19 protein-coding genes and 1 pseudogene are annotated in these 24149 nt (G+C 72.5%); 13 read left to right on the forward strand and 7 right to left on the reverse strand.

Features of this window, described 5'->3' with window-relative positions; genetic code table 11:
* The coding region (locus ACFWBT_RS27915) for a mismatch-specific DNA-glycosylase (RefSeq protein WP_385705300.1) at positions 1–392 on the forward strand (392 nt) is incomplete at its 5' end.
* Between the two features lies 1 nt (position 393).
* Here ACFWBT_RS27915 and ACFWBT_RS27920 read toward each other — a convergent pair.
* The 3 genes from ACFWBT_RS27920 to ACFWBT_RS27930 are packed head-to-tail and all read right to left on the reverse strand — an operon-like array spanning position 394 to position 2553.
* A complete protein-coding gene (locus ACFWBT_RS27920; protein ID WP_385705302.1) occupies positions 394–837 on the reverse strand; it encodes a hypothetical protein in 444 nt (147 codons plus the stop codon).
* 58 nt (positions 838–895) lie between these two features.
* Positions 896–1621 carry an ABC transporter permease subunit gene (locus tag ACFWBT_RS27925; protein ID WP_385705304.1) on the reverse strand — a complete coding sequence of 242 codons (726 nt, stop codon included), beginning with the start codon at positions 1619–1621 and terminating at the stop codon, positions 896–898.
* Positions 1622–1623: 2 nt separating this feature from the next.
* Positions 1624–2553 (reverse strand): ATP-binding cassette domain-containing protein, encoded by a 930-nt coding sequence (locus ACFWBT_RS27930; protein ID WP_385705305.1) that lies wholly within the window; start codon positions 2551–2553, stop codon positions 1624–1626.
* 108 nt (positions 2554–2661) lie between these two features.
* On the opposite strand from ACFWBT_RS27930, the gene ACFWBT_RS27935 reads away from it, so the two are divergent.
* The 3 genes from ACFWBT_RS27935 (at position 2662) to ACFWBT_RS27945 (ending at position 5781) form a co-directional block, all read left to right on the forward strand.
* On the forward strand, positions 2662–3825 hold the full coding sequence (locus ACFWBT_RS27935) for a sensor histidine kinase (RefSeq protein ID WP_385705306.1): 1164 nt from the start codon (positions 2662–2664) through the stop codon (positions 3823–3825).
* Positions 3826–3839: 14 nt separating this feature from the next.
* The gene (locus ACFWBT_RS27940; RefSeq protein WP_385705308.1) at positions 3840–4502 is read left to right on the forward strand and encodes a response regulator; all 663 of its coding nucleotides are present in this window, start codon (positions 3840–3842) and stop codon (positions 4500–4502) included.
* Between the two features lie 121 nt (positions 4503–4623).
* Positions 4624–5781: an ROK family transcriptional regulator gene (locus ACFWBT_RS27945; RefSeq protein ID WP_385705310.1), complete on the forward strand. Its 1158-nt coding sequence runs from the start codon at positions 4624–4626 to the stop codon at positions 5779–5781.
* 143 nt (positions 5782–5924) lie between these two features.
* On the opposite strand, the gene ACFWBT_RS27950 is transcribed toward ACFWBT_RS27945, so the two are convergent.
* Both ACFWBT_RS27950 and ACFWBT_RS27955 read right to left on the reverse strand, forming a co-directional pair.
* Positions 5925–6686 carry a GntR family transcriptional regulator gene (locus ACFWBT_RS27950; RefSeq protein ID WP_385705312.1) on the reverse strand — a complete coding sequence of 254 codons (762 nt, stop codon included), beginning with the start codon at positions 6684–6686 and terminating at the stop codon, positions 5925–5927.
* Between the two features lie 282 nt (positions 6687–6968).
* Positions 6969–7853, reverse strand: coding sequence for an RNA polymerase sigma-70 factor (locus tag ACFWBT_RS27955; protein WP_385705314.1), 885 nt, complete (start codon positions 7851–7853; stop codon positions 6969–6971).
* A gap of 111 nt (positions 7854–7964) precedes the next feature.
* Here ACFWBT_RS27955 and ACFWBT_RS27960 point away from each other — a divergent pair, with 111 nt between their 5' ends.
* Together ACFWBT_RS27960 and ACFWBT_RS27965 are read left to right on the forward strand one after the other, a co-directional pair.
* Complete coding sequence (locus ACFWBT_RS27960; protein ID WP_385705316.1) at positions 7965–8618, forward strand: NADPH-dependent F420 reductase; 654 nt, start codon at positions 7965–7967, stop codon at positions 8616–8618.
* 195 nt (positions 8619–8813) lie between these two features.
* On the forward strand, positions 8814–9644 hold the full coding sequence (locus ACFWBT_RS27965) for an alpha/beta fold hydrolase (protein ID WP_385705318.1): 831 nt from the start codon (positions 8814–8816) through the stop codon (positions 9642–9644).
* Between the two features lie 204 nt (positions 9645–9848).
* On the opposite strand, the pseudogene ACFWBT_RS27970 reads toward ACFWBT_RS27965, so the two are convergent.
* Positions 9849–10694, reverse strand: a pseudogene (locus tag ACFWBT_RS27970) (DMT family transporter); the annotation flags it as partial.
* Between ACFWBT_RS27970 and ACFWBT_RS27975 the strand changes: the two are divergent.
* From ACFWBT_RS27975 to ACFWBT_RS27995, 5 genes are all read left to right on the forward strand, one after another.
* On the forward strand, positions 10685–12166 hold the full coding sequence (locus ACFWBT_RS27975; protein WP_385705320.1) for a PLP-dependent aminotransferase family protein: 1482 nt from the start codon (positions 10685–10687) through the stop codon (positions 12164–12166). The pseudogene ACFWBT_RS27970 and the gene ACFWBT_RS27975 sit on opposite strands and share 10 nt — an antisense overlap.
* 338 nt (positions 12167–12504) lie before the next feature.
* Positions 12505–14100 carry an alkaline phosphatase D family protein gene (locus tag ACFWBT_RS27980; RefSeq protein WP_385705322.1) on the forward strand — a complete coding sequence of 532 codons (1596 nt, stop codon included), beginning with the start codon at positions 12505–12507 and terminating at the stop codon, positions 14098–14100.
* A 260-nt stretch (positions 14101–14360) separates the two neighbouring features.
* Positions 14361–15854, forward strand: a complete 1494-nt coding sequence (locus tag ACFWBT_RS27985; RefSeq protein WP_385705324.1) for an SWIM zinc finger family protein — start codon at positions 14361–14363, stop codon at positions 15852–15854.
* Complete coding sequence (locus ACFWBT_RS27990; RefSeq protein ID WP_385705326.1) at positions 15854–18505, forward strand: DUF6493 family protein; 2652 nt, start codon at positions 15854–15856, stop codon at positions 18503–18505. The genes ACFWBT_RS27985 and ACFWBT_RS27990 overlap by 1 nt, the downstream gene beginning before the upstream one ends.
* 198 nt (positions 18506–18703) lie before the next feature.
* Positions 18704–20158 carry a GNAT family N-acetyltransferase gene (locus ACFWBT_RS27995; RefSeq protein ID WP_385705327.1) on the forward strand — a complete coding sequence of 485 codons (1455 nt, stop codon included), beginning with the start codon at positions 18704–18706 and terminating at the stop codon, positions 20156–20158.
* A gap of 396 nt (positions 20159–20554) precedes the next feature.
* Here the strand turns inward: ACFWBT_RS27995 and ACFWBT_RS28000 are convergent, their stop codons facing one another.
* The gene (locus ACFWBT_RS28000) at positions 20555–21769 is read right to left on the reverse strand and encodes a trans-sulfuration enzyme family protein (RefSeq protein WP_385705329.1); all 1215 of its coding nucleotides are present in this window, start codon (positions 21767–21769) and stop codon (positions 20555–20557) included.
* Between the two features lie 60 nt (positions 21770–21829).
* Between ACFWBT_RS28000 and ACFWBT_RS28005 the strand changes: the two genes are divergently transcribed.
* Both ACFWBT_RS28005 and ACFWBT_RS28010 read left to right on the forward strand, forming a co-directional pair.
* Positions 21830–22336 (forward strand): Lrp/AsnC family transcriptional regulator, encoded by a 507-nt coding sequence (locus ACFWBT_RS28005; protein ID WP_385705331.1) that lies wholly within the window; start codon positions 21830–21832, stop codon positions 22334–22336.
* A 62-nt stretch (positions 22337–22398) separates the two neighbouring features.
* Entirely contained in the window at positions 22399–24090 is a 1692-nt protein-coding gene (locus ACFWBT_RS28010) for a DUF885 domain-containing protein (RefSeq protein WP_385705333.1), read from the forward strand.
* Positions 24091–24149: the final 59 nt, after the last annotated feature.

The following is a 24149-nucleotide window of genomic DNA, read 5'->3' on the forward strand; positions in this document are numbered from 1 at the left end:
GGCCGGTGCTGCACCTGTCAGGATTCACCCCGCGGCTCATGAAGCCGTCCGAGCAGGACGAGTTGCTCTCCTACGGACTCGGGATCACCAACGTGGTGGCGCGGGCGACCGCGCGGGCCGACGAGCTGAGCGCCGAGGAGTACCGCGAGGGCGGACGGCTGCTCGCCGAGAAGGTCGAGCGGCTGCGCCCGAGGTGGCTGGCGGTGGTGGGGGTGACCGCGTACCGTGCGGCCTTCGACGACCGCACGGCCCGCATCGGCCCTCAGGAGCGGACGATCGGGTCGAGCCGGGTGTGGGTCCTGCCCAACCCCAGCGGGCTCAACGCACATTGGACGGCGGCGACGATGGCCGAGGAGTACGGCCGCCTGCGGGCGGCGGCGTTGACTCCCTGAGTCACGGTGGGTCGACCTCCGTGACCACGGCCAGCAGCTGAAACGGCAGTTCGCTGTCCCACTGCGAGATACCGAGGGCGACCCAGCGGTCCTGCCCCTCCGGCTTCCAGAGGTGCACGTCGGGCACGTGCGAACTCAGGAGCCCCCACGGCTCGGGTATCTCCTCGCCGTCCGTCGTCCGGTCGAAGATCGTCGACAGACTCATGACGTCCGGACGACCCCAGCGGCGGGTGAGCAGCTCCGAGAGACCGTCCCGGTCGGCCTCGAACTGCTCCTCCGTCTCCTCACGCACCGCGCCGTCGGCCTCCCAGAAGTCCTCGCTCGTCACCAACTCGGCTATGTGGTAGCCGGGTCCACCGGTGCCGGCATCCGACCGGCCGGGCTCCGGGGGAAAGTCCTCGGAGCACAGCCGGTCGATCGTGGCGAGGTGCTGCGCGATGGTCATGCCGTCCAGTAAAGCGGCCGCCACTGACAATTGGTGAGGCGTCAGGAGGCCGTTGAGGTCAGGCGTCCCGGCGCCGGACGCTCCACGCGCCCGCACCGAGTGCCGCGGCGGTCCACAGCGCGGTCACGGCGAGCCCGCTCCAGGGGCCCAGGGCACCGTCCGACGTTTCGTGCAGAACCGTCTGCCCCGCCTTGTCCGGCAGGAAGTCCGCGACGCTCCCCGACGCTCCCCCGACGACGAAGGACACGATCAGGAGGAAGGGGATCAGGATGCTCAACGTGGCGACTCCGCTGCGCGACACGGCTGCCAGGCCCGCCGCGAACAGGGCCATCAGGGTCAGGTAGATCGCGCAGCCGACGACTCCGCGGAGTTCTTCCGTCCAGGTCAGCCCGTCCGCTCTGGAACCGGGCAGGGTCGTCCCCACGACTAGGCTGGCCACTCCGGTGACCAGGCCGATGATCAGCGCCGGAACACCGATCGCCACCGTCTTCGCCAGGAACCAGCGCCCCCGGCGGGGAACCGCCGCCAGCGAGACGCGGAGGGCGCCGCCCTGGTATTCGGCCGAGACCGCCTGCGCTCCGAAGGTGATGGCCGCGATCTGACCGAAACTGACACCGAAGAAGGCCGAGAAGAGCGGGTCGAAGTCCGCCTCGCCGGAGTCGTCGAGTCCGGCGAGTGCCGAGAACGCCACTGTGGCCGCGAGGACGGCGAGCAGGCCCCAGAGCAGCGAGCGCAGCGTTCGGATCTTGATCCATTCCGAGCGGAGTGCGGGTGCGAAGGACATGGTCAGGCCTCCTGGGGCTGCGTCGGGGTGGCGGTGAACTCGGTCTCGGCGGCCGTCAGATCCAGATAGGCCTGTTCCAACGTGCCCTCCTCCGAGGCGAGTTCGAGGATCGGAAGGCCGGCGGCCGAGGTGAGCCGCCCGATGTCCTCCATCCGCGCGTCGAGGGCGGTCCAGCGGCCGTCCTCTCCCTCGACGGCCTCGACTCCGTGCCGCGCGAGCAGACTCCCCAACGCGTCGCCGTCCGTGCTGCGTACCCGGACGCGGGGCTGCACGCGTGCGTGGATGAACTCGCGCATGGGCATGTCGGCGAGGAGCCGGCCGCGGCCGAGGACCACGAGCTGGTCGGCGAAGGACGCCGTCTCGTTCATGAGATGGCTGGAGACGAGGACGGTGCGCCCCTCGCGGGCCAGCCGGCGCAGCAGTTCCCGGATCCAGATGATCCCTTCCGGGTCGAGCCCGTTCGACGGTTCGTCGAGAAGCACTACGGCCGGGTCGCCGAGGAGCGCGGCCGCGATGCCCAGACGCTGCCGCATGCCCAGGGAGTACGTCTTCACCCGGCGCCGGGCCACCGAGGCGAGCCCCGCTTCCTCCAGGACCTGGTCCACCCGGCGTTCGGGGATGCGGTTGGTGGCGGCGAGGGCCCGCAGATGGTCCCGGGCGGTCCGCGAGCCGTGCGCGGCCCCGGCGTCGAGCAGGGCGCCCACCTCCCGGAGCGGCTCGTCGAGGCAGGCGTAGGCGCGGCCTCCGACCGTGGCGGTGCCGGACGTGGGCCGGTCCAGGCCCAGCACGAGGCGCATGGTGGTGGACTTTCCGGCTCCGTTGGGGCCGAGGAATCCGGTGACGCGACCCGGGAGAACGCTGAAGGTCAGGTGGTCCACGGCGCGCTTGCCGCCGTACTCCTTGGTCAGGTCGTGGACGTCGATGCTGGTCATGGGCCCAGCGTGGCCGTCACCGACCGCTCCCCGCCTCCCCCGCCGGTGGTGATCCTCTCCCCCGCCCGGGGGAGGTCCGTTGTCAGTGCCGGCTGGCACGATGACGCGATGGCCCGCTTTCTGCGCCCGCTGCTGTGGGGGACGACTTACACGCGTTTGCTGCACCTGTGGGTGCCGATGCTGTTCACCAGCGTGTGGCTGTTCATCGACATGACGAAGCCGTGGATGCCCGCGGTGCTGGTGGTTCCGCTGGGGCTGATCCCGGCCGTGCGGCGGGGCGAGGGTGTGCAGGCGCGGATCATGCTGGCCCCGGATGAGCGAAGAGGCGAGGACCAGGTGTTCTCGGTCGCTCCTTCGGTCACCTGGCGGGACCGGTGGCGGACCGTGCTCTGGCTGGAGGCGCGCATCCTGCTGGGATGGGTGGCCTGCGGGGTCACCGTCTGGATGCCCCTGTTCGTCATCGACCTCGGCCGGGCGGCCACCGGGTACCGGCCGGCCGACGACCCCGTGGTGATGCTCCTTGACCCGCACTGGAGCTGCGCGCTGCTGGTCCCGCTGCCCCTGCTCGCCCTGTACGGCGGGGTGGTCGGCCTCGGTGAACTGATCACGGCACTCGCGCGCCGGCTCCTCGGTCCCTCCCCCAGCGAGCGGCTCGCCGCCCTGGAGGAGCACACCGAGCAGCTCCTGGAGCGCAATCGCATCGCCCGTGAGCTCCACGATTCCATCGGCCACGCGCTCACGGTCGCGGTGGTGCAGGCCGGTGCAGCGCGGGCGGCCGCCGACCCTGCGTTCACCGAGCGCGCCCTGGTCGCCATCGAGGACACCGGCCGGGCCGCGCTGGAGGACCTGGAGCGGGTGCTCGGTGTGCTGCGCGAGACGGAGCGTCCCGCGAGCGGCCGTCCGACGCTGACCGACGCCGACCGGCTGCTGGAGTCGGCGCGCACGTCGGGAGCCAAGGTGGACGCCGAGGTGGCGGGCCCCTTGGAGACCGTGCCCGGTCCGGTGTCCAGGGAGGGTTACCGCATCCTCCAGGAGTCGCTCACCAATGTGCTGCGGCACGCCGGGAGCGTCCCGGTACGGGTCCGCATCGAGGTCGGTGACGGCACGCTGGCCCTGGAGGTCCGCAATCCGCTGCCGGCCGGTATCACGGGGCCCGGACGGGGCAGCGGCCTGCGCGGCATACGGGAGCGGGCCTCGCTGCTCGGCGGCCGCGCGCGGACGGGCCCGCACGAGGGTGACTGGCAGGTGCACGCGGAGCTGCCGTTGCGCTGATCTAGGCTGGCCGGATGGCCGTCAGTGTTCTCCTCGTCGACGACGAACCCCTCGTCCGCGCGGGGCTGCGCGCCGTTCTGGAGGCTCAGCCCGACATCGAGGTCGTCGGTGAGGCCGCCGACGGTGCCGCGGTGATCCCGCTGGTCCGGCAGCTGCGGCCGGACGTCGTCGCCATGGATGTCCGGATGCCCCTGATGGACGGCATCGAGGCCACACGCGCGGTGCTGCGGACCGTCACCGATCCGCCGAAGATCCTCGTGGTCACGACGTTCGAGAACGACGAATACGTCTATGAGGCGCTGCGCGCGGGTGCCGACGGTTTCCTGCTGAAACGGGCTCGGCCGGCCGAGATCGTGCACGCGGTGCGGCTGGTCGCCGAGGGCGAGTCCCTGCTGTTTCCCGCCTCCGTACGGCAGTTGGCGGCCGAGTACGGGGACAGTGGCGGGAATCCGGCGGCGCGGGCGGCCTTGGAGCGGGCAGCACTGACCGAGCGCGAGGCGGACGTGCTGCGGCTGATGGCCCGGGGGATGTCGAACGCCGAGATCGCCGCGCGGCTGGTGGTCGGGACGGAGACGGTCAAGTCGCACGTCAGCGCCGTACTGGCGAAGCTGGGGGCCCGGGACCGTACTCAGGCGGTGATCGCGGCCTACGAGTCGGGGTTCGTGGCGCCGGGCTGACGGCGCCCGGGGGACCGACCCGGCGACGCCCCGTCGAGGGCAAAGGGTCCCCGGCCCTCGCCGGTGCCCCCCGCGCCGAGTACGATCCGGCCAACACGCGTACGAGCTGGGAGGACGGACGTTGGGGCAGTTGACCGGCGGGGACCCCTCTCTGCTGCGACGGATCAATTCCGCGGTGGTGCTGCACGCCTTGCGTGCGACGGACTGCGCGACCCTCACCGAGATCACCCGGGTGACCGGATTGTCGCGGCCGACGGTCGAGGGCGTCGTCGAGGGGCTGATCGAGAACGGGCTCGTCGTCGAGAAGGCGGCCGAGGAGGGCGCCACACGGCGCCAGGGGCGTCCGGCGCGCAGGTTCCGGTTCCGGGCCGAGGCGGGGCATCTGCTGGGCCTGGAGATCGGCCCGCACCGTGTCGCGGCGCTTCTCGCCGACCTGGACGGGCGCGTGATCGGCGCGATGGCCAAGGACGTGGACGAGACGGCGTCCGCCGACGAGCGGCTGGAACGGCTGCGGGTGGCGGTCGCCGAACTGCTGCGCAGGGCCGGTGTCGCGCGCAGCTCCCTGCGGGCGGTGGGGGTGGGAAGCCCTGGCATCGTGGAGGCGGACGGCACGGTGCGCCTGGGCACGGCGCTGCCGGAGTGGACGGGTCTGCCCCTGGGTGAGCGGCTGAGCCGTTCCTTCAAGTGCCCGGTGCTCGTGGAGAACGACGCCAACGCGGCGGCGGTCGCCGAGCACTGGAAGGGTGCGGCGACCGAGTCCGACGACGTCGTGTTCGTCCTGGCGGGCCTCAGTCCGGGCGCCGGCTCGCTGATCGGCGGGCGGCTGCACCGGGGGTACGGAGGGGCGGCCGGTGAGATCGGCGCGCTGCACCTGCTGGGCCGTGACGTCACCCCCGAGACGCTGCTGTCGACCACGGACGAGCCGTTGCACCCGCTCGACGAGCAGGCGGTCGCCAAGGTGTTCGCGCTGGCCAAGGGCGGCGACCAGCGGGCGCGTGCGGCGGTCGACCGTTTCATCCAGCGGCTGGTGCACGACGTGGCGGCCCTGGTCCTCGCGCTCGACCCGGAGCTGGTCGTCATCGGCGGCTGGGCGGCCGGTCTGGACGGCGTACTGGAGCCGCTGCGGCGGGAGTTGGCGCGCTACTGTCTGCGTCCGCCCAAGGTGGCCCTCTCCCTGCTGGGCGAGGCGGCGGTGGCGACCGGGGCGCTGCGGCTGGCCCTCGACCATGTGGAGGAGCAGCTGTTCGCGGTGGAGGGGACCGTGACGGCGCGCCGCTGAGACGTCGACGGAACGGCCCTGGCGGGCATGGCTGTGCCGGCACGGCCATGGCGGAGAAGCGGCGCGCCCCGGAGTGTTTCCGGGGCGCGGCGGGTGTGATCCGGGGCTCGGCTCGAAGAGCGCGGCGGTCCGGGCGGGACGGCTCAGGAAGCGCGACGCTCGGGGTCGTGGTGGATCTCCACACCGCCGGAGTCGCCGAACGTGAGCCGGCAGGTGTCCGCGCGGTACGTGGCCACGGACACCGCGGCGGTACGTCCCTCGGTGAAGAAGCGGGTCGTGACGACGAGAACGGGCGCCCCGGGAAGGCGGTCGAGCTCCTTGGCGTCGTCCGCGCGGGCCGAACCGAGCTCGACGGCGCTGTCCTGGCCCTCCAGTTCCAGCCGCTGGAGCTCCCGCAGGACGGCACGCGCGCGTGCGGCACCCGAGGGCGCGTCGATCGCCGACAGGTCCGGTACCGAGGACGCCGGGATGTAGAGGAGCTCGGCGGCGACGGGCTGACCGTGTGTCACCCGGGAACGGCGCACGGCGTGCACCTCCTCGCCGGCGGCTGTCTCCAGGACCGCGGCCACGGACGCGGGCGGTGCCGCCAGGGTGCAGTCCGCGGCGTGCCAGGCGTCCCCGACCGCCCCGGGCCACACCTGCTGTTCGGTTCCCACGGCCACACCGACGCGCGGTGGGGCGACGGTGGTGCCCACACCGCGACGGCGCTGCAGGCGGCCTTCCAGTTCGAGCTGTTCGAGCGCCTGGCGCAGGGTGGCCCGGGCGACACCGAAACGGGCCGCCAGATCACGTTCGTTGGGCAGGATCTCGCCCACGGTGAACTCGGAGTCCAGCGCCTCGCTGAGCACGGTCTTGAGATGCCAGTACTTAGGTTCCGGCACCGATTCCAACTGCGTGGTCCCCACCCTGTCCTCCGCAATCGCCGTGGCCCGGCGGCGTTTTAACGCCCTTGTTTATTAAAGGTTCCTGCACTATCCCTGCGACCATAGGGCCGCCTCCACCCTTGGTCAAGACCAATCCTCGATCCCATACGGTTTGCACAGGGGCCCGGCCGCGGAGCGTTCACGGGGTGTTCTCGCTGGGCGATGTTCACGTCACAACGCCGAAAGCCCCCGTCTGTGAGACGGGGGCTTTCGCGGTGTTTCCGTGACTCCGGCGGAGCCCTTCGGGAGGCGCGACGAGCGGGGCTAGTCGGCGGAAAGGGCCACCAGCTTCTCCGGGTTGCGCACGATGTACACACACTGGATGCGGCCGTCCGCGACGTCCAGCTGGATGACGCTGTCCGGCTTCCCGTCGGACAGCGCGACCACGGCGAAACCGCCGTTGACCTCGAGGAAGCGGAACGACAGGCCGGGTACGCCCTTCCTGGTGACGCCGATGACGAAGCGGCCGACCTTGTCGGCGGAGTCGAGGATCCGCAGGGGCGCCTGGGCCAGACCTCCGCTGTCGCCGATCAGGCGCGCGTCCGGCGCCAGCAAGGACATGAGTCCCTCCAGATCGCCCTCGCCCGCCGCGGCGAGGAACCGCTCGGTGAGGTCGCGGCGTTCGGCGGGGTCGACCTCGTAGCGCGGCCGCCGTTCCCCTACATGCTTGCGCGCCCGCCCGGCGAGCTGACGCACCGCCGGTTCGCCCCGGTCGAGGACTGCGGCGATGTCTGCGTACGGATAGCCGAACGCCTCCCTCAGGACGAACACCGCGCGCTCCAGCGGCGACAGGGACTCCAGGACGACGAGAACGGCGAGGGAGACGGAGTCGGCGAGGACCGCTCGTTCGGCGCTGTCCGGGACGCTGTCGCCGAAGTCGGTGACGTACGGCTCCGGGAGCCACGGCCCGACGTACGCCTCATGACGCGACTGGACCTGGCGCAGCCGGTCGATGGCGAGCCGGGTGGTGACCCGGACCAGATAGCCGCGCGGTTCCCTTACGTCCGACCGGTCGTCGGCCGACCAGCGCAGCCACGCCTCCTGGACGACGTCCTCCGCGTCGGCCACCCGGCCGAGCATGCGGTACGCCACGCCCATCAGTACGGGGCGATGCTCTTCGAAGACGTCGGTCGCGGTGTCGGTGGCCACCGCACCATCCCACCCGACACATTCCTCCGTGTCCAGGCGAAACCGCCGCCCCCGGAGCACAATGACCGCGGGCCGCCGGTGGCCCGCGCGGTCGACACGGGAGGAACGACGATGCGGTACGCGGTTCTGGGCACGGGTGACGTCGGGCGCACGCTGGCCGGGAAGCTGGTCGAGCTGGGTCACGAGGTGACTCTGGGTTCGCGCACGAAGGACAACACGGCGGCGGTCGAGTGGGCCGGCAACTCGGGTCCAAGAGCGTCGCACGGCACGTTCGCGGAGGCCGCGGCGTTCGGCGAGGTGATCGTGAACGCCGTGGGCGGGCGGGTGGCGCTCGCGGTGCTGCGGGCGGCCGGCGAGGAACACCTGGACGGCAAGGTGCTGCTCGACGTCTCCAACCCCATGGAGTTCGAGGAGGGCGAGCTGCGGCTCGATCCCGTCGAGTCGGACAGTGTGGGCGAGCAGATCCAGCGCGCGTTCCCGCGGGCGCGCGTGGTCAAGAGCCTCAACACCGTCAACTGCCTGGTGATGGTGGACCCCGCCAGAGTGCCGGGCGAGCACCAGATCTTCGTATCCGGCGACGACGCGATCGCCAAGGAACAGGTGACGGCGCTGCTGGGCGAGTTCGGCTGGCCCGCGCACCGCGTTCTCGACCTCGGGGGCATCCGGACGGCACGGGCGGTGGAGATGTATCTGCCCCTGTGGCTGGGCCTGTTCCAGGGTGTCGGGCACCCGGACTTCAACCTGGAGGTACGCAGGGCGCGCTAGCGCCGGACGCGAGGAGCGAGGAGTGCGCCGGCGCGGAACCTGCAGGACAGCGGCGGGGACACGAGCATCCGGGTCCCGGTTGCCCGGCTCCCCGTCGTACGGTTCATGGCGACCCGGGGCTACCCGTCGGTAGTAATTGCTGACAAGCTGTCTACAAGATGGTTCGTCACGGCGTCCCACACGAGGAGCAGTCCCATGTCCGACACGGTCTCCGTCAGCCTTCCCTCCTCGCGCGGCCCGAGGACGGTCAGCCTGTCCTACGCGCGCGTGGGTACCGGTGAACCGCTGCTCCTGCTGCACGGGATCGGCCACCACCGGCAGGCCTGGGACCCGGTCATTCCCATCCTCGCGGCCGAGCGCGACGTCATCGCCGTCGACCTCCCCGGATTCGGCGCGTCCCCGGCGCTGCCCGAGGGGCTCACCCACGACCTGGCGACCGTGGTACCCGTGCTCCACGGGCTGTGCGAGGCGCTGGAGATCGAGCGGCCGCATGTCGCCGGCAACTCGCTCGGCGGGCTGCTGGCCCTGGAACTGGGCCGCGAGAAGCTCGTACGGTCCGTCACCGCGCTGTCGCCCGCCGGTTTCTGGTCACCGGTGGAACGGCGCTACGCCTTCGGGGTGCTGCTCGCCATGCGACAGGCCGCCCGGCGCATGCCGCTGCCGGTCGTCGAACGGCTCTCCCGATCGGCGGCCGGGCGGACGGTGCTGACCAGCACCATCTACGCCCGGCCCGGCCGCCGTTCACCGGACGCCGTCGTCGCCGAGACGCTCGCGCTGGCCCACGCCGAGGGTTTCACCGAGACCCTCCGGGCGGGCACGACCGTCCAGTTCACGGACGACATCCCGACGCTTCCCGTCACCGTGGCCTGGGGCACCCGTGACCGGCTGCTGGTGCGCCGCCAGGGCATCCGGGCCAAGCAGGTCATTCCGCGGGCCCGGCTGGTGCGATTGCCCGGCTGCGGCCACGTCCCGATGAACGACGACCCGGCGCTCGTGGCCCGCGTCATCCTGGACGGCAGCAGCTGAGCGGCGGCGCGCCGCCCCGGCGAGGCCCGCGCGTGCGCCGCGCCGCCCGACGTCCTCGGCGGCAGCCGTTGAGTCCCGACCACCGTCCCCCTCGGACACAGCCCGTGCGCCACGCCCCAGGACGAGACTCAACGCGCCTGATCCGAGGGCGACTCCGGCACCCACGAGGGCACTTCCCGCAGCCTGAGGGACCCCGTAGGCGCCGGTGCCCACGAGCGGCGCGGTACAGGCGGCGGCCACGGGGATGAGGCCGGAGAAGAGGGTGGCGCGCTCCGCGCCGATGCGCTGCATGCCCATGTACCAGCAGACGAAGCCGACGACCGTGACGACCGCCGCCTGCCACAACAGTGCCGTCGCCTCGGTGGCGTCCGGTACGCGCAGCCACGCTCCTCGGTCGGTGATCACCCCTGCCACCGCCGACTCGGCGGCGGCGATCCCGCACACGGTGGCCGACAGCAGCCGTGGCCCGAGGGGGCGCAGGACGGGCACGGCCAGCACGGCGAAGCCGACCTCCCCCGCCAGCGCGCCCACGGAGTACGCGATCCCGGTCCCGTCCGTGCGGCCCCACCCCTGAACGGCGAAGGCGCCCAGGGCGACGAGCGACGCCCCGTACAGGACGCGGCGTTGTGGCCGACGGCCTTCCTGGAGAGGCACGAGAACCGCCACGAGGACCGGGGCGCAGCCCACGAAGACACCCGGGACCGCCGGTTCGGCCGTGCGCTCGGCGGCGATCACCGCGAGGTTGAAGCCGACCATGCCGACGGAGGCGAGCAGCGCGAGGCGCCCCCACCGGCGGGCCGTCAGCCGCCGCAGCGGGGCGGCACCGCCCCGGCCGACCAGGGGCAGCAGAAGGACACAGGCGAGGCCGTAGCGCAGGAACTGGCCGCCCGCGTACGGGTAGTGGCCGAGGACGCTGTTGGCGGTGAAGGAACCTCCGACGAGGACACAGGCGAGGGCGGCGAGCAGGGCGCCCCGAAGGGCGGTGGCGTTCATGACCGTGACGCTATGAAGGGACGTGGTCCGGTTTAAGGTCCACTTCCATGACGTCATCGGGGACCAATCGCGACGGGCCGCCGAACCACGCTCGTCCCGGCGCTGCACCCTGGTCGGCCGCCTGGGAGCTGCTCCTGCCGGCCGCGGCCGCTCCGGCACGCGCGCGTGGCCGCACACTGCAGGCCGCGCTGCGCGAGGCGGTCCGTTCCGGGCGGCTCGCCCCCGGCACCCGGCTGCCGTCCAGCCGTGAGCTGGCCGGTGATCTCGGCGTGTCGCGGGGACTGGTCACGGAGGCGTACGAGCAGTTGACGGCGGAAGGGTATCTGCGCAGCGACCGCGGTGCCGGTACCTGGGTCGGCGGCGCGGTCCGTGCGGTGGGTCCACGCGCGCGTGACCACGCGCCGCGGCCGGCCGGGGTGCGGGCGGACTTCGTCGCGGGAACCCCCGACCTGTCCCTCTTCCCGCGCGCCGCGTGGGCCGCGGCGCACCGCGGAGTACTGGCCGAACTGCCCCACCAGGCACTGGGCTACCCGGATCCGCGGGGTCTGCCGAGGCTGCGGACCGCCCTCGCGGAACTGCTCGTCCGCCGCCGGGGCGTGGTCGCGGACCCGGAACGCGTCATCGTGGTCTCCGGGGTCGCGCAGGCGATGACGCTGCTCGGATTCGTGCTCCACGCGCGCGGGACGACCGGCGTGGGTGTCGAGAATCCGGGCAGTCCGGAACACGGCTCCCTGTTCGCCTCGGCCGGCGTCGCCACCGTACCGCTGCCCCTGGACGGCGAAGGCCTCGCCATCGCTCCGCTCGAGGCCTCCGGCGTGCGCGCCGTGGTGACGACGCCCGCCCACCAGTTCCCCACGGGCATCGCGTACTCGGCGCGGCGCCGCACGGAACTCCTCGACTGGGCCCGATCCGTGGACGGGCTGGTCGTCGAGGACGACTACGACGGCGAATTCCGCTACGACCGTGCCCCGGTGGGCGCCCTGCAGGGACTCGACCCCGAGCATGTCGCGTACACGGGCTCGGTCAGCAAATCGCTCGCCCCGGGGCTGCGGCTCGGCTGGCTGCTCGTCCCCGCGGCCCACGTCGAGGAGGTCGTCGAGCGCAAACGCACCATGGACCTCGGCAACCCCGTCCTCGACCAGGCGCTCCTGGCCCGTTTCGTGGAACGGGGCGACTACGACCGGCAGTTGCGCCGCTGCCAGCGTGCCTACCGGGAACGACGTGATGCCCTGGCGGCGGCCCTGGAGGAGCACTTTCCCGGCGCGGAGGTGTCCGGGATCGCGGCGGGCCTGCACGTCGTCGCCACACTGCCCGCCCGGTACGGGCCGCAGGACCGCTTCCTGGAACGGACCGCGGCGGCCGGAGCGGTGGTCCGGCTCACGGCACACTACGGAGAGACGGCCGTGGACGGCGTACGGCTGGTGTTGGGGTACGCGCATCTGTCGCCCGCGCGGATACGCGACGGGGTACGGCTGATGGCGGACGCCGTACGGGGCGAGGGGGCCGATGAGGGGGCCCGGCCGACCTGAGGGAAGCCATGGCGGCTCCTCGGGCCCGGCACCCGGCGACACCGGGCAGTCCGGAGTGTCCTGTGGGAGGCCCCTGTTCCTGCCGCCTGAGGAGCCCCGGAGGCGGTTTTCCCCCGGACGCCGTCAGCGCCCGGGCCGGCCGCCACCGGCGTCTCTCACCCGGTCCGCCGCGGGCCCGAACCGCGGCCGGTCTCCGCGTCCACCCGCCAGATCTCAGGTTCGTCGGTAATTCCCCGTCTTCCAGGGTCAGTTGTTCACCTACGGTTTCCGTGTGCGCTGCGGCGCACCAGTAGTTGTGGCACTGCACACTGGCCGAATCCGTCCCCGGAGGCGCATTCATGTCGCACCGTCCGCCCAGCTCCCTCCCAGGCCGCCGCAGCGTGCTGCGCGGCTCCCTCGCCGTGTCGGGGGCACTGGCTCTGCCCGCCGCGCTCGGCTCGGCACCCGCGTTCGCCCTGTCCGGCCGGCCGAAGGCGGGCTGGGGCGTCCAGGCCGGCGACGTGACCGCCGACTCCGGTCTGGTCTGGGTCCGGTCCGACCGCCCGGCCCGGATGATCGTCGAGACCTCGGCGACCGAGGCGTTCCGCAACCCGCGCAGATGGCACGGCCCGCTGCTCGGCACGGACACGGACTTCACGGGGACCACCCGGCTGCGCGGACTGCCCTCCGGGGAACAGATCCACTACCGCGTCCTGCTCGCCGACCCGGACGACCCTCGGCGCACCGGAGAGCCGGCGGGCGGGACATTCCGCACGACCCCGCACGGGCGGCGCGGAGGCGTGCGCTTCCTGTGGTCGGGTGACCTGGCGGGGCAGGGCTGGGGCATCAACCCGGACATCGGCGGCTATCGCATCTACGACGCGATGGCCCGGCTCGACCCGGACTTCTTCCTGTGCAGCGGCGACAACATCTACGCGGACGGTCCGATCGCCGCGACCGCCGCGCTCCCCGACGGCAGCACATGGCGGAACGTCACGACCGAGGAGAAGTCCAAGGTCGCCGAGTCGCTGTCGGAGTTCCGCGGCAACTTCCGCTACAACCTGCTCGATGAGAACCTCAAGCGGTTCAACGCCCAGGTGCCCTCCATCGTCCAGTGGGACGACCACGAGGTGCGCAACAACTGGTACCCGGGCGAGGTGATCGCGGCCACGGACACGCGCTACACCGAGAAGAGCGTCGACGTACTGGCCGCCCGGGCCCGGCGCGCGTTCGGCGAGTACTTCCCCGTCTCGACCCTGCGGCCCGGCGACCGGGACGGCCGCGTGCACCGCGTCGTGCGGCACGGGCCGCTCCTGGACGTCTTCGTCCTCGACATGCGCACCTACCGCAACGCCAACTCGCCGGACGACCAGACCACGGATCCGCAGGGCATCCTCGGCACCGAACAGCTGGAGTGGCTGAAGCGTGAGCTGTCGCGTTCGCGTGCCGTGTGGAAGGTCATCGCCGCCGACATGCCGATCGGCCTCGTCGTGCCCGACACGACCGAAGGCAAGCCGAACATCGAGGCCGTGGCGCAGGGTGATCCGGGCGTGCCGCTCGGACGTGAGCTGCAGATCGCCGAGCTGCTGCGGTTCATCAAGCACCGGAGGATCACGGGCACCGTGTGGCTCACCGCCGATGTGCACCACACCTCGGCACAGCACTATCAGCCGTCGCGGGCCGCGTTCACCGACTTCGAGCCGTTCTGGGAGTTCGTGTCCGGTCCGCTCAACGCGGGTGCCTTCCCGGCGAGCGCGCTGGACAGCACGTTCGGTCCGGAGCGGGTGTTCGTGAAGGCGCCCGTCTCCTCGAACGTCTCGCCCGCCGGCGGCTACCAGTTCTTCGGCGAGGTCGACATCGACGGCGGCAGCGGCGAGTTGACGGTCCGGCTCCGGGAACAGGACGGGTCCGTGCTGTTCACCCAGGTGCTCCAGCCGGGGCGCGTCGGGCAGTAGCGGGACCCGCCGGCGTCGGCGCGGAAGGGCGGCAGGCGGCAGGGGCGGCAGGCGCAAGACTCGTGAGCGGAGGGCGGACGGCTGTCGCACGGCACCCGGTCGGCCGTGACACGCCTCCGGCTCCCGTACCTCGAACCGTGCGCCGCGCACCGGAGTGATCCCCCGGTGCGCGGCATCGCGTGCCCACCGCCGAGGTCGGCCGAAGAGCAAGTCTTTGCAGGTCAGAGCCGGTTGTCAGTGGTTGCCTCTACGGTTTTCCCATGACGCGATCCTTGCAGGCCGTGGCCTACACCCGACCCTCCGCGCTGGAGTCCGCGCCGGGCGGACGGCGCCTGGGACTTGAGACCTCGCGGGGCGCGACGCCCAGCGGTATCGAGGACCATCCGCGGTTCTTCGCGGGCTTTCTGAGGTCGCCTCAGGTGGCGGCCGCCGGGCTTCTGGCGGTGGCCGACGTCGCGGCGGCACGCTACTACCAGCGGCAGTTGCACGCCTCGCTGGACCCGGTGGTCACGGGCAACGGCGACCGGCTGCGGTTCGAGTCCTTCTCCGGCTGCGGCGGGGTGTACGCGCGTCTCGACGTGCTGACAGCGGGCCTCGACGGCGGCGAGATCGGTCACGGGACGACCAATGTCGACGTCAACAACCCGCTGCGCGAAGCCCTTTCACGCATCGGCACGGACGATCCGCTGCACCTTCGGGTCGGCCCGGACGAGATGGCCGTGACGACGCTGGACGGCCCGGTGGTGGAGAAGAAGGTGCCGCTGCCCGACCGCTGGCTGCGGGGATTCGCCGAGGCCCAGGTGATAGCGGCGGGGTTCGATCTACGGGCCGAGCTGCCCGCGGCGGAGGCCGTGCGGTTCCTGCGCTCGCTCCCGCGTGGCACCACGCGCGGAGCGTCGGGCGGTGCGCGGTGGGTGGTGCCGGCGGGCCGCGGGCTGCGTCCGACGACCCGACCGGTTCCGGGGGCCGTGTGTCTGCCGGGCCCTGAGCGGCTGATCGCGCTTCAGCGGGTGCTGCGCCATGCGACGGCCCTGCGGGTGTACGGCCCACCGGTCACCGGCGACGCCGTCGCGGCCGGCGCCTGGGAAGCCGTCCTGCCCGGCATGCGACTCACCCTCACCCTGTCGCCGGACGCCTCCCGGGGCTTCTCCGGGGAGGGCGGCGTACTGGACGCCCTGTCCACCGACGAGGCCGCCGAGGACGCGGAGTTGATCGCGGTGCTCCTGGCCTGGGAGCCGCGCGTCGACGTGGGTGACCTGGCCGCCGCCTCCGGTCTGCCGGCCGAGCGGGTCAGGGCCGCCCTGGTCCGGCTGGGCACTTCGGGGCGCGTGGGGTACGACACCGCGGAGGCGGCGTACTTCCACCGCGAACTGCCCTATGACGCGGGCCGGGTCGAGCGGCACAATCCGCGGCTGCGATCGGCCCGTTCCCTGGTCGCCGCGGGGGCGGTCGCCCTGGACGGTGCCGTCGGCACGGTGACCGCCGACGACGGGCACGTGCACCGGGTCCGCGACGACGCGGGAACGCTGAGCTGCTCCTGCCTGTGGTGGGCGAAGTACCGGGGCGGACGCGGGCCCTGCAAGCATGCCCTCGCGGTGCGGATGGTCCGGCGGGGCGCGCGGGCCGGACACGGGACCGGTCCGGCTCCGGCTCCGGCTCCGGCTCCGGCTCCGGCTCCGGCTCCGGCTCCGGCTCCGGCTGGGGGACGACGCGCAGAATTCATGGAAGTTCCGGTCGGCGGGGGCGATGTGTGATGAGCGGCGAAGCGCTGTTGAAGGCGGTACGGGCGGGGCACACGGTCGAGGCCGCGAGTCTCCTGGACGGCATGACGGACGGCGAACGCCGTGCTTGTCTGCCCGACTTGAAGGAACTGCGCAAGGAACTGCGGACCGCACCGTGGAACGCGGCATCCCGGGTGGCCCATCCCGCGCTGCACGCGGCGGGAGCCGCCTGCCACACCGGCGCCGCCGGTGCGGCGACCTGGATCGCCGCGGCCGACATGCGCTGGTCCCAGGCCTCCCCCGGTGTCCTCCTCCATGTGCTGGGCGACCGCGAGTCCGACTGGCTGGCCGACCTGACGCACCGGCTCGCCGCTCGGCCGGCGACTTCCCGGATCCCGTTCGCCCTGCTGTCGGGGCTGGTGGGGCTGTCCGGCTGCGAGGTGCCGACGACCGATGCCTGTGTGCAGGGCTGGTTCGAGCACATCGGTGCTTCGTGGCACAGCGGGGGCACCGTGGCGCAGCGACTGCGCAAGGAGCCGCACCTGCCCCGGATGATCGCCGCGCTCTTCGAGTCACTGGACGTCACGGGGCAGATCGCCTGGCTCTTCGGCGACGGGCCGGGCAGCTGGTACAACGCCCTCGCCGAACTGGCCGAGGAAGGCACGCTGGACCGCACGGTCCTGGTGGACGCCTGTGTGGCCCGGCTGCTGCGCGGCGGTGCCCCCGCCGACCAGCGGGTGTTCCTGCGTCTGTTGTCGTGCCTCGCCCCGACTCGTGACGAGGAACGCGAGCGCTCGGCCGACTGGACGGCGCTCGCCTGCGAGGCCGTGCCGGCCGTCGCCTGGCACGCGCAGTCGGTGCTCGCCTCGCTCGCACTGGACGGTGAGTTGACGCCCCGGCAGCTGGCCGAGATGTCCTCGGGCGTGCTCTTCCGTACGGAGAAGAAGCTGGTACGGGCTCAGCTCATCCTGCTCGGCAAGGTCCTCAAACGCGATCCGTCCACGGCCGAAGTGTTGCTGCCCGCGGTGGCGGAGGCCTTCGGGCATGAGGACACGGAGGTGCAGGAGCGTGCGCTGAAGCTGGTGGAGCGCCATGTCAGCGCACTGGGCGACTCGGAAGACACACGCAATCGACTCGGCGGATTCGCGGTCGAGTTGAGCCCGGGGCTGCGTATCCGGGCTCAGCGAAGCCTCGGCATCGAGGCCCTCGACTTCGATTCGGCCGCCCACGAGGAGGTGCTGCCACCCGTTCCGGAACCGGCACGGCTGGCGGTGGCACCGGATTCGGCGGCCGAACTGGCCGAGGAGGTCAGCGCGTTGCTGGCCTCCGATGGTGGCGTTGCCGCGTTCGAACGCACCCTGGACGGCCTGGTCCGCCACGCCCACCGCGATCGGGCCGGTCTGGTGGAGGCCCTCGGGCCCGTGGTCGCGCGCTGCTGGTGGAAGGATCTCGATCCGCGGTACTCGACCGTGAGCGTGCGCTTCCGAGAGGCACCGCACGGTCTCGAGGTGGTCCTGGCGGCCCTGTTCGAGCAGGTCGGCATGGACACGCTGCATGCGGCGGTGCAGCAGGGCACGACGAACGGGGACTGCCAGCACAGCGCCCTGTCGCGCGCCGTGGACGCGCGCCTGTGGGAGGTGGCGTACCGGCTCCGCGCCGAGCCGATGCCGTTCCTGCTGGCCACGCCCACCTGGGCCACCGGATCCCTGGAACCGGACGAGCTGGTGACCCGCCTCACCGAGTACCGGCGGCTCGACGCCCGTCCGGGAGCCGCCGACTTCGCCCAGGCACTCCTGCGGGTACGCCGGGACGACCGTGCGGCGGCGGAGGCAGCGGCGGCGCGAGCCCGGGCACTGGGCAGCCCCGAGGGGTACCGGCTGGCCCAGTGGCTCGCCGCCGAAGCGCCGGTGCTGCCCGTGAGCCGTCGACGGACGACAGGCGTCCGCATCCTGCTGGAACTCGGTGAACTCGAAGAGATACAGGGCTCGTTCCCCTCGGAGTTCCGGCTGCTGGGACGCCCCTTCACCGTGTTCAAGGACCGCCGGTACTGCCGGCACTGGGACATTGCCGAGAGACAGCACTGGCAGGCGGTCGTACCGGGACGGCGGGAGCTGGTGGCGGCGCGCCTGCTGCGCGACATCAGCATGGTCGCGGTGGACGACAGCCGCGCGGACGCCGCGATTCTGCCGCTCCTCGCGGAGGCCGACGGCACGGCGGGCGAAGCGCTGCACCTGTGCCTGGCTTACGGACTCGGAGCGCGGCATCCCGAGGACCGGCTCGCCGCGGTGGACGCCCTGTTGATCCTTGCCGCGCGGGGGCAGCTCGACGCCGGGCGGCTCGGCGCGGACGTCGGGGAGCTGGTGCGCCGGGGAGCGGTGAAGCCGTCCCGGCTGGCCGAGTCGATACGCACGGCGGCGGCCACGGGTGCGTACGCCACGGTCTGGTCGGTACTGCGCGACCTGTTGCCGGCCCTGCTCGCCGATCTCACGGCGGACGGGGCGAGCGGTGGCCCCGTACGGGGGCTGGGCGAGTTGCTGACCGTCGCCGCCGACTGCGCCGAGCGGTCCGGGGCGCGCGGTGATCTCACGCACCTCGCCGGGGCCGCCGGGCGGCGCGGCTCGTCCAAGGTGGCGGTGCAGGCCCGCCGGCTACGGACGGCGCTGACGCAGGAGGCCGCCGCCTGACGTAGGGCCTCCATGCCCGCGGGCGTGGCGACTCGAGCCGCGCGGCGCTGACCAGGGCGGGTGGACCGATCGCGCGTTCGAAGCAAATGACCCGTAAAAAGAACTGCAAATGGTGCAGAACGACACTTAACCGATCAGTCACAAGCCGTTCGTGATCACGCAACACCATTCCTTCACAGTGGCTGTATGACTCCAGACATGACTGATGTGACGCGCGCGAAGCACGGACGCCCCGTCCACCACTGGCGGCGCGACGTCGTCGAACTCGCCGCGCTGTTCACGGCCGTGGCGGTCGCGGACGGAGTGGCCAACACGATCGGGCACGGGCCGGACGGTCCCGCACTGCTGGTGACGTCCGCCGTGATCCTGGCCGCCACGGCCGGGTTCCACACATGGTGGGCACGGCGCCACGGTCACGCGCCGCCGACAAGCGATACCGGCGCCCCGCCGCTCGCGGACGAGCGAGCGGCCGGGCCGTCCGGGCAAGAGGAAGGCACCTCCACACCGGTGACCGTCGCGGAGACGACCGTGCTGTGGCGGATGCGTACGACGGTCAAGGACGCCCCGGGTTCGCTGGCCGCGCTGTGCATGGCGCTCGCGCAGCACCAGGTCGACATCCTGAGCCTCCAGACGCACCCGCTGGCTGAGGGGACCGTCGACGAGTTCCTGCTGCGTGCCCCCACGGAGCTGGCCACCGCCGAGATCACCCGGAACGTGGCTCAGGCGGGCGGCACCGAGACCTGGATCGAGCGGGCCGACGCCCACGATCTGGTGGACGCGCCGACCCGAGTGCTGGGCCTGGCCACCCGTACGGCCCTCGACGCGTCCGAACTGCCGCTCGCACTAAGGCAGTTGCTCGGCCGGTGCACGATCCGCTCGCTGCCCGCCAAGTCCCCCGGCTCCGGCCGGGCGGCGGAGGGGGCTCCCGTGGAGGGTGCACTCGAGGACACGGTGATGCGGCTGCGGGCGCCTGAGGGCGGGGTGATCACGGTGGAGCGGCCGTATCTGCCGTTCACGCCGACCGAGTTCGCGCGGGCCCGGGCCCTGGTCGAGCTGGACGCGCGGCTCGGTCCGCGCATTCCGCGCGGACAGGACCTGCTGACGCTTCCCGAGGGCAACGCGATCACGGTACGGCGTGCCGACGTCGCCGACCTGGAGGCCGCCAAGGCGATGCACGAGCGCTGCTCGCCGCGCACGCTGAGCATGCGGTACCACGGCCCCGTCGGGGACGCGGACCGCTACCTCAGCCACCTGCTCAGCCCCAGTTTCGGACGCACCCTGGCCGTGCAGACAGCCTCCGGCAGGATCGTCGGGCTCGGTCATCTCCTCTGGGACGGCGACGAGACGGAGGTGGCACTGCTCGTCGAGGACGACTGGCAGCGGCGCGGAGTCGGCGGCGAACTGATCGGCCGTCTGGTGGCGATGGCCGTCGAGGCCCGGTGCGAGAGCGTGTACGCCGTGACGCAGGCGTCCAACACCGGCATGGTGTCCGCCATGCGCAGCCTCGGCCTCCCGCTCGACTACCAGATCGAGGAGGGCACCCTGGTCATCACCGCCCGACTGGAGGCGGCACCGGTGACCTCACGGCTGCCGTACGACCAGGTCCAGGCAGCTGCGCAGCCGGGGACCGGCACGCGGGCCGGGCGCGACTAGCCCCGAGCGTTCGGGCCCCCGGCCCGCCCACTCCGGCCGCGGCCGACCCACCGGGCCGATGCCCGGCCCGTCAGTCGTTCCACCGCCGCCCGGCGGGCGGCCCTCCTCCACCCGGCGGGCGGCACTCCTTCGGAGCGACATCCGCAACGGGGCATCCGGTGGCTCGCCGGGCCTCGGGGTGTGACCGGCGCCCTCCGCCACTCGTCGGAGGGCGGTCCGCGGCCGCGGCGCTGCTCGCCGGTGTCGGCGCGGCCGCAGCGCCCGCCGCCCCGACCGGACGGTGTCCGGTGGCTCACCCGGCACCGGGAAGGTCAACGGGCGGCAGGCTCCGCCGAGCCCTCTCCCCCGGCCCGGCCCCCTACCCCGACCCCTTACCCCAGCTCCTCGCCCCGCTCCTCAGCGCCCGCTCGTGAACCCCAGCGCGCCGTCCAGGTCGGACCACAGGTCGTCCACGTCTTCCAGACCCACCGAGAGGCGCAGCAGGCGGTCGCTGACGCCCGCGTCGTGGCGGTCCTCGGTGGGGACTATGCGGTGGCTTATGGAGGCCGGGTGCTGGATGAGGCTGTCGACGCTGCCGAGGCTCACGGCGGGGGTGATCAGCCGGACTCCGGCGATGACGTCGTGCGGGTCGCCGTGGACCTCGAAGGCGATCATGGCGCCGCCGATGCGGGGATAGTGGACGCGGGCGACGCGCGGATCGGCGGCGAGCCGACGGGCGAGTTCCGCGGCGTTCGAGGACGCGGCCCGCACCCGGACCGGCAGGGTCGACAGGCCGCGCAGCAGCAGATAGCCGGCCAGCGGATGCAGGACGCCTCCCGTCGCGAACCGCACCTGGCGCAGCTTCCGGGCGAACCCCTCGTCGCACGCGACCACTCCGGCCATCACGTCCCCGTGTCCGCCCAGGTACTTGGTGGCGCTGTGCAGGATCAGGCGAGCGCCGTGTTCGGCGGGGCGTTGCAGCACGGGTGTGGCGAAGGTGTTGTCGGCGAGGAGGGGCACGGAACCGCAGGAGTGCGCCACGGCCCGGAGGTCGAGCTCGGCGAGTGTCGGGTTGGCCGGGGACTCGACCATCACGAGGCCGGTGTCCGGACGCAGCGCGTCGGCGATGCCGGCCGGGTCGACCCAGGTGACCTCGCTGCCGAGCAGCCCGGCCGTGAGGAGGTGGTCACTGCAGCCGTACAGGGGACGTACGGCGACGACGTGGCGCAGCCCCATCGCGTTCCGTACGAGGAGGACGGCGCTCAGCGCGGCCATGCCGCTCGCGAAGGCGACCGCGCTCTCGGTGCCTTCGAGGCGCGCGAGGGCGGTCTCGAAGCGGGCGACGGTCGGATTCCCGAGGCGGGCGTAGACGGGCGGGCCCTCGGGTTCGGCACCGTCGGCCGCGAAGGCGTCGATCCGGGCGGCCTCCCCGCGGCTGTCGTACGAGGGGTAGGTGGTGGACAGGTCGATCGGGGCCGCGTGCAGTCCCAGCGCCGCCAGGTCCTCCCGGCCGGCGTGCACGGCTTCTGTGGCGAGTGCCCGGGCCGTGGGGGCGGTGAAGGCCTGACCGTTGCCGTTCAGGTCGTCCTGCGCGTCGTACGCGCGGTGGGTGTCGTACACAACGGAGTCCATGGGCCGAAGCCTGAACACCGGGCGGGGTTCGGGCTCCACATCCCGTGTTACGTTCGCGCCATGGCCGATTCTGTCGTACTCGATCCGGTGGATCTTCATCTGTTGCGGCTCTTGCAGAACGACGCACGGACGACGTACCGCGATCTCGCGGCGCAGGTCGGGGTCGCGCCCTCGACCTGCCTGGACCGGGTGACCAGACTCCGGCGGGCGGGGGTGATTCTCGGCCATCAGCTGCGGCTGGACCCCTCGAAGCTGGGCCGGGGTCTCGAGGCGCTGTTGTCGGTTCAGGTTCGTCCGCACCGCCGGGAGCTGGTGGGGCCCTTCGTGGACCGGATCAGGGTGCTGCCGGAGTCCCGTACGGTCTTCCACCTCACCGGCCCCGACGACTACCTCGTCCATGTCGCCGTCGCGGACATGGCGGATCTGCAGCGGCTGGTGCTCGACGAGTTCACCTCGCAGCGTGAGGTGGCGCGGGTCGAGACGCGGTTGATCTTCCAGCAGTGGGACTGCGGTCCCTTGCTGCCGCCCGTCGCGCCGGGCGCCTCAGCCCCGGCGAAATCCGGCTGATGCGGTGAAGAGCCCGGCTGACCGGGCTGACGCGGCGCCCGTCCCCGTATGAGGATGTGCGCATGTCACAGACGAAGAGCCCGTTGCCCCGCGAGGTCGCCGACACCTATGTCGACGAGCTCATCGCCCTCGACCCGGTTCTCGGTACCTACCTCGGTGTGAAGGAAAGTCACGGCAGGCTGCCCGACACCTCGCCCGCCGGCCAGGAGGCCGTCGCCGAGCTGGCGCGGGTGACGCTCGCACGGCTGGACGAGGCGGAGCGCCGGCCCGGTGCGGACCGTGACATCGAGCGCCGTTGCGGCCGGCTGCTGCGTGAGCGGCTCACCGCCGCCCTCGCGGTCCACGACGCGGGCGAGGGCCTGCGGTCGGTCGGCAATCTGCACACGGCGGCGCACAGCGTCCGGGAGGTCTTCACCCTGACGCCGACGGAGACCGACGAGGACTGGGCCACGGTCGCCGAGCGGCTGCGCGCGGTACCGGCCGCGCTCGCGGGCTACCGGGAATCCCTGGCGCTCGGGCTGGACCGCAAGCTGTACGCGGGCCCGCGCCCGACCGCGACGTTCATCGAGCAGCTCGCCGAGTGGTCGGACACGGACGGGCAGGGGCGTGGCTGGTTCGAGGACTTCGTCTCGGCGGGTCCCGACTCCGCGCGCCAGGAGCTGGACGCGGCGGCGCGTGCCGCCACGGAGGCCCTGGTCGCCCTCCGGGACTGGATGCGCGAGGTGTACGCGCCCACGATCGAGGGCGCGCCGAACACGGTGGGCCATGAGCGGTACGCCCGCCTGGCTCGCTACTTCAACGGTACGGATCTCGACCTCGGCGAGGCGTACGCGTACGGCTGGGCCGAGTACCACCGCCTCCTCGCCGAGATGAGGACCGAGGCCGAGAAGATCCTGCCCGGCGCCGCGACTCCCTGGGTCGCGCTCGCCCATCTCGACGAGCACGGCCGCCACATCGAGGGCGTCGAGGAAGTCCGGACGTGGCTCCAGGAGCTGATGGACGAGGCGATCGAAGCCCTGGACGGCACGCACTTCGAACTCGCCGAGCCGGTACGGAAGGTGGAGTCCCGCATCGCCCCGCCCGGCGGCGCCGCGGCCCCCTACTACACCGCCCCCTCGCAGGACTTCTCCCGTCCGGGCCGTACCTGGCTGCCCACGATGGGGCAGACCCGCTTCCCCGTCTACGACCTCGTCTCGACCTGGTATCACGAGGGGGTGCCCGGCCATCACCTCCAGCTCGCGCAGTGGGTGTACGTCGTCGACGACCTGTCCCGCTACCAGGCCACCGTCGGCCAGGTCAGCGCCAACTGCGAGGGCTGGGCGCTGTACGCGGAGCGGCTGATGGACGAGCTGGGCTTCCTCGCGGACGCGGAGCGGCGGCTCGGCTACCTCGACGCGCAGATGATGCGGGCCGCCCGGGTCATCGTCGACATCGGCATGCATCTGGAGCTGGAGATCCCGGCCGACTCGCCGTTCCACCCGGGCGAGCGCTGGACCCCGGAGCTGGCGCAGGAGTTCTTCGGCTCGCACAGCAGCCGCCCGGCCGACTTCGTGGAGAGCGAGCTGACCCGCTATCTCACGATCCCCGGGCAGGCCATCGGGTACAAGCTCGGCGAGCGTGCCTGGCTGCTGGGCCGCGAGAACGCGAAGAAGCGTCACGGTGACGCCTTCGACGCCAAGGCCTGGCACATGGCGGCCCTGTCCCAGGGCTCCCTGGGCCTGGACGACCTGGTGGACGAGCTGTCCCGGCTCTGACGGTCCCGCGCGGCGGCCGGGTTCGGCCCGTCGGGTGCCGGTGCCTTCGCGGCACCGGC

The sequence above is a fragment of the Streptomyces sp. NPDC060027 genome, assembly GCF_042737005.1.
Classification (GTDB): domain Bacteria; phylum Actinomycetota; class Actinomycetes; order Streptomycetales; family Streptomycetaceae; genus Streptomyces.

Excerpts from the sequence above, each read along its gene's own strand:
- ACFWBT_RS27920 (WP_385705302.1), bottom strand. The coding sequence starts at position 837 with ATGACCATCGCGCAGCACCTCGCCACGATCGACCGGCTGTGCTCCGAG.
- ACFWBT_RS27925 (WP_385705304.1), bottom strand. The coding sequence starts at position 1,621 with ATGTCCTTCGCACCCGCACTCCGCTCGGAATGGATCAAGATCCGAACG.
- ACFWBT_RS27930 (WP_385705305.1), bottom strand. The coding sequence starts at position 2,553 with ATGACCAGCATCGACGTCCACGACCTGACCAAGGAGTACGGCGGCAAG.
- ACFWBT_RS27935 (WP_385705306.1), top strand. The coding sequence starts at position 2,662 with ATGGCCCGCTTTCTGCGCCCGCTGCTGTGGGGGACGACTTACACGCGT.
- ACFWBT_RS27940 (WP_385705308.1), top strand. The coding sequence starts at position 3,840 with ATGGCCGTCAGTGTTCTCCTCGTCGACGACGAACCCCTCGTCCGCGCG.
- ACFWBT_RS27960 (WP_385705316.1), top strand. The coding sequence starts at position 7,965 with ATGCGGTACGCGGTTCTGGGCACGGGTGACGTCGGGCGCACGCTGGCC.
- ACFWBT_RS27965 (WP_385705318.1), top strand. The coding sequence starts at position 8,814 with ATGTCCGACACGGTCTCCGTCAGCCTTCCCTCCTCGCGCGGCCCGAGG.
- ACFWBT_RS27975 (WP_385705320.1), top strand. The coding sequence starts at position 10,685 with ATGACGTCATCGGGGACCAATCGCGACGGGCCGCCGAACCACGCTCGT.
- ACFWBT_RS27980 (WP_385705322.1), top strand. The coding sequence starts at position 12,505 with ATGTCGCACCGTCCGCCCAGCTCCCTCCCAGGCCGCCGCAGCGTGCTG.
- ACFWBT_RS27985 (WP_385705324.1), top strand. The coding sequence starts at position 14,361 with ATGACGCGATCCTTGCAGGCCGTGGCCTACACCCGACCCTCCGCGCTG.
- ACFWBT_RS27990 (WP_385705326.1), top strand. The coding sequence starts at position 15,854 with ATGAGCGGCGAAGCGCTGTTGAAGGCGGTACGGGCGGGGCACACGGTC.
- ACFWBT_RS27995 (WP_385705327.1), top strand. The coding sequence starts at position 18,704 with ATGACTGATGTGACGCGCGCGAAGCACGGACGCCCCGTCCACCACTGG.
- ACFWBT_RS28000 (WP_385705329.1), bottom strand. The coding sequence starts at position 21,769 with ATGGACTCCGTTGTGTACGACACCCACCGCGCGTACGACGCGCAGGAC.
- ACFWBT_RS28005 (WP_385705331.1), top strand. The coding sequence starts at position 21,830 with ATGGCCGATTCTGTCGTACTCGATCCGGTGGATCTTCATCTGTTGCGG.
- ACFWBT_RS28010 (WP_385705333.1), top strand. The coding sequence starts at position 22,399 with ATGTCACAGACGAAGAGCCCGTTGCCCCGCGAGGTCGCCGACACCTAT.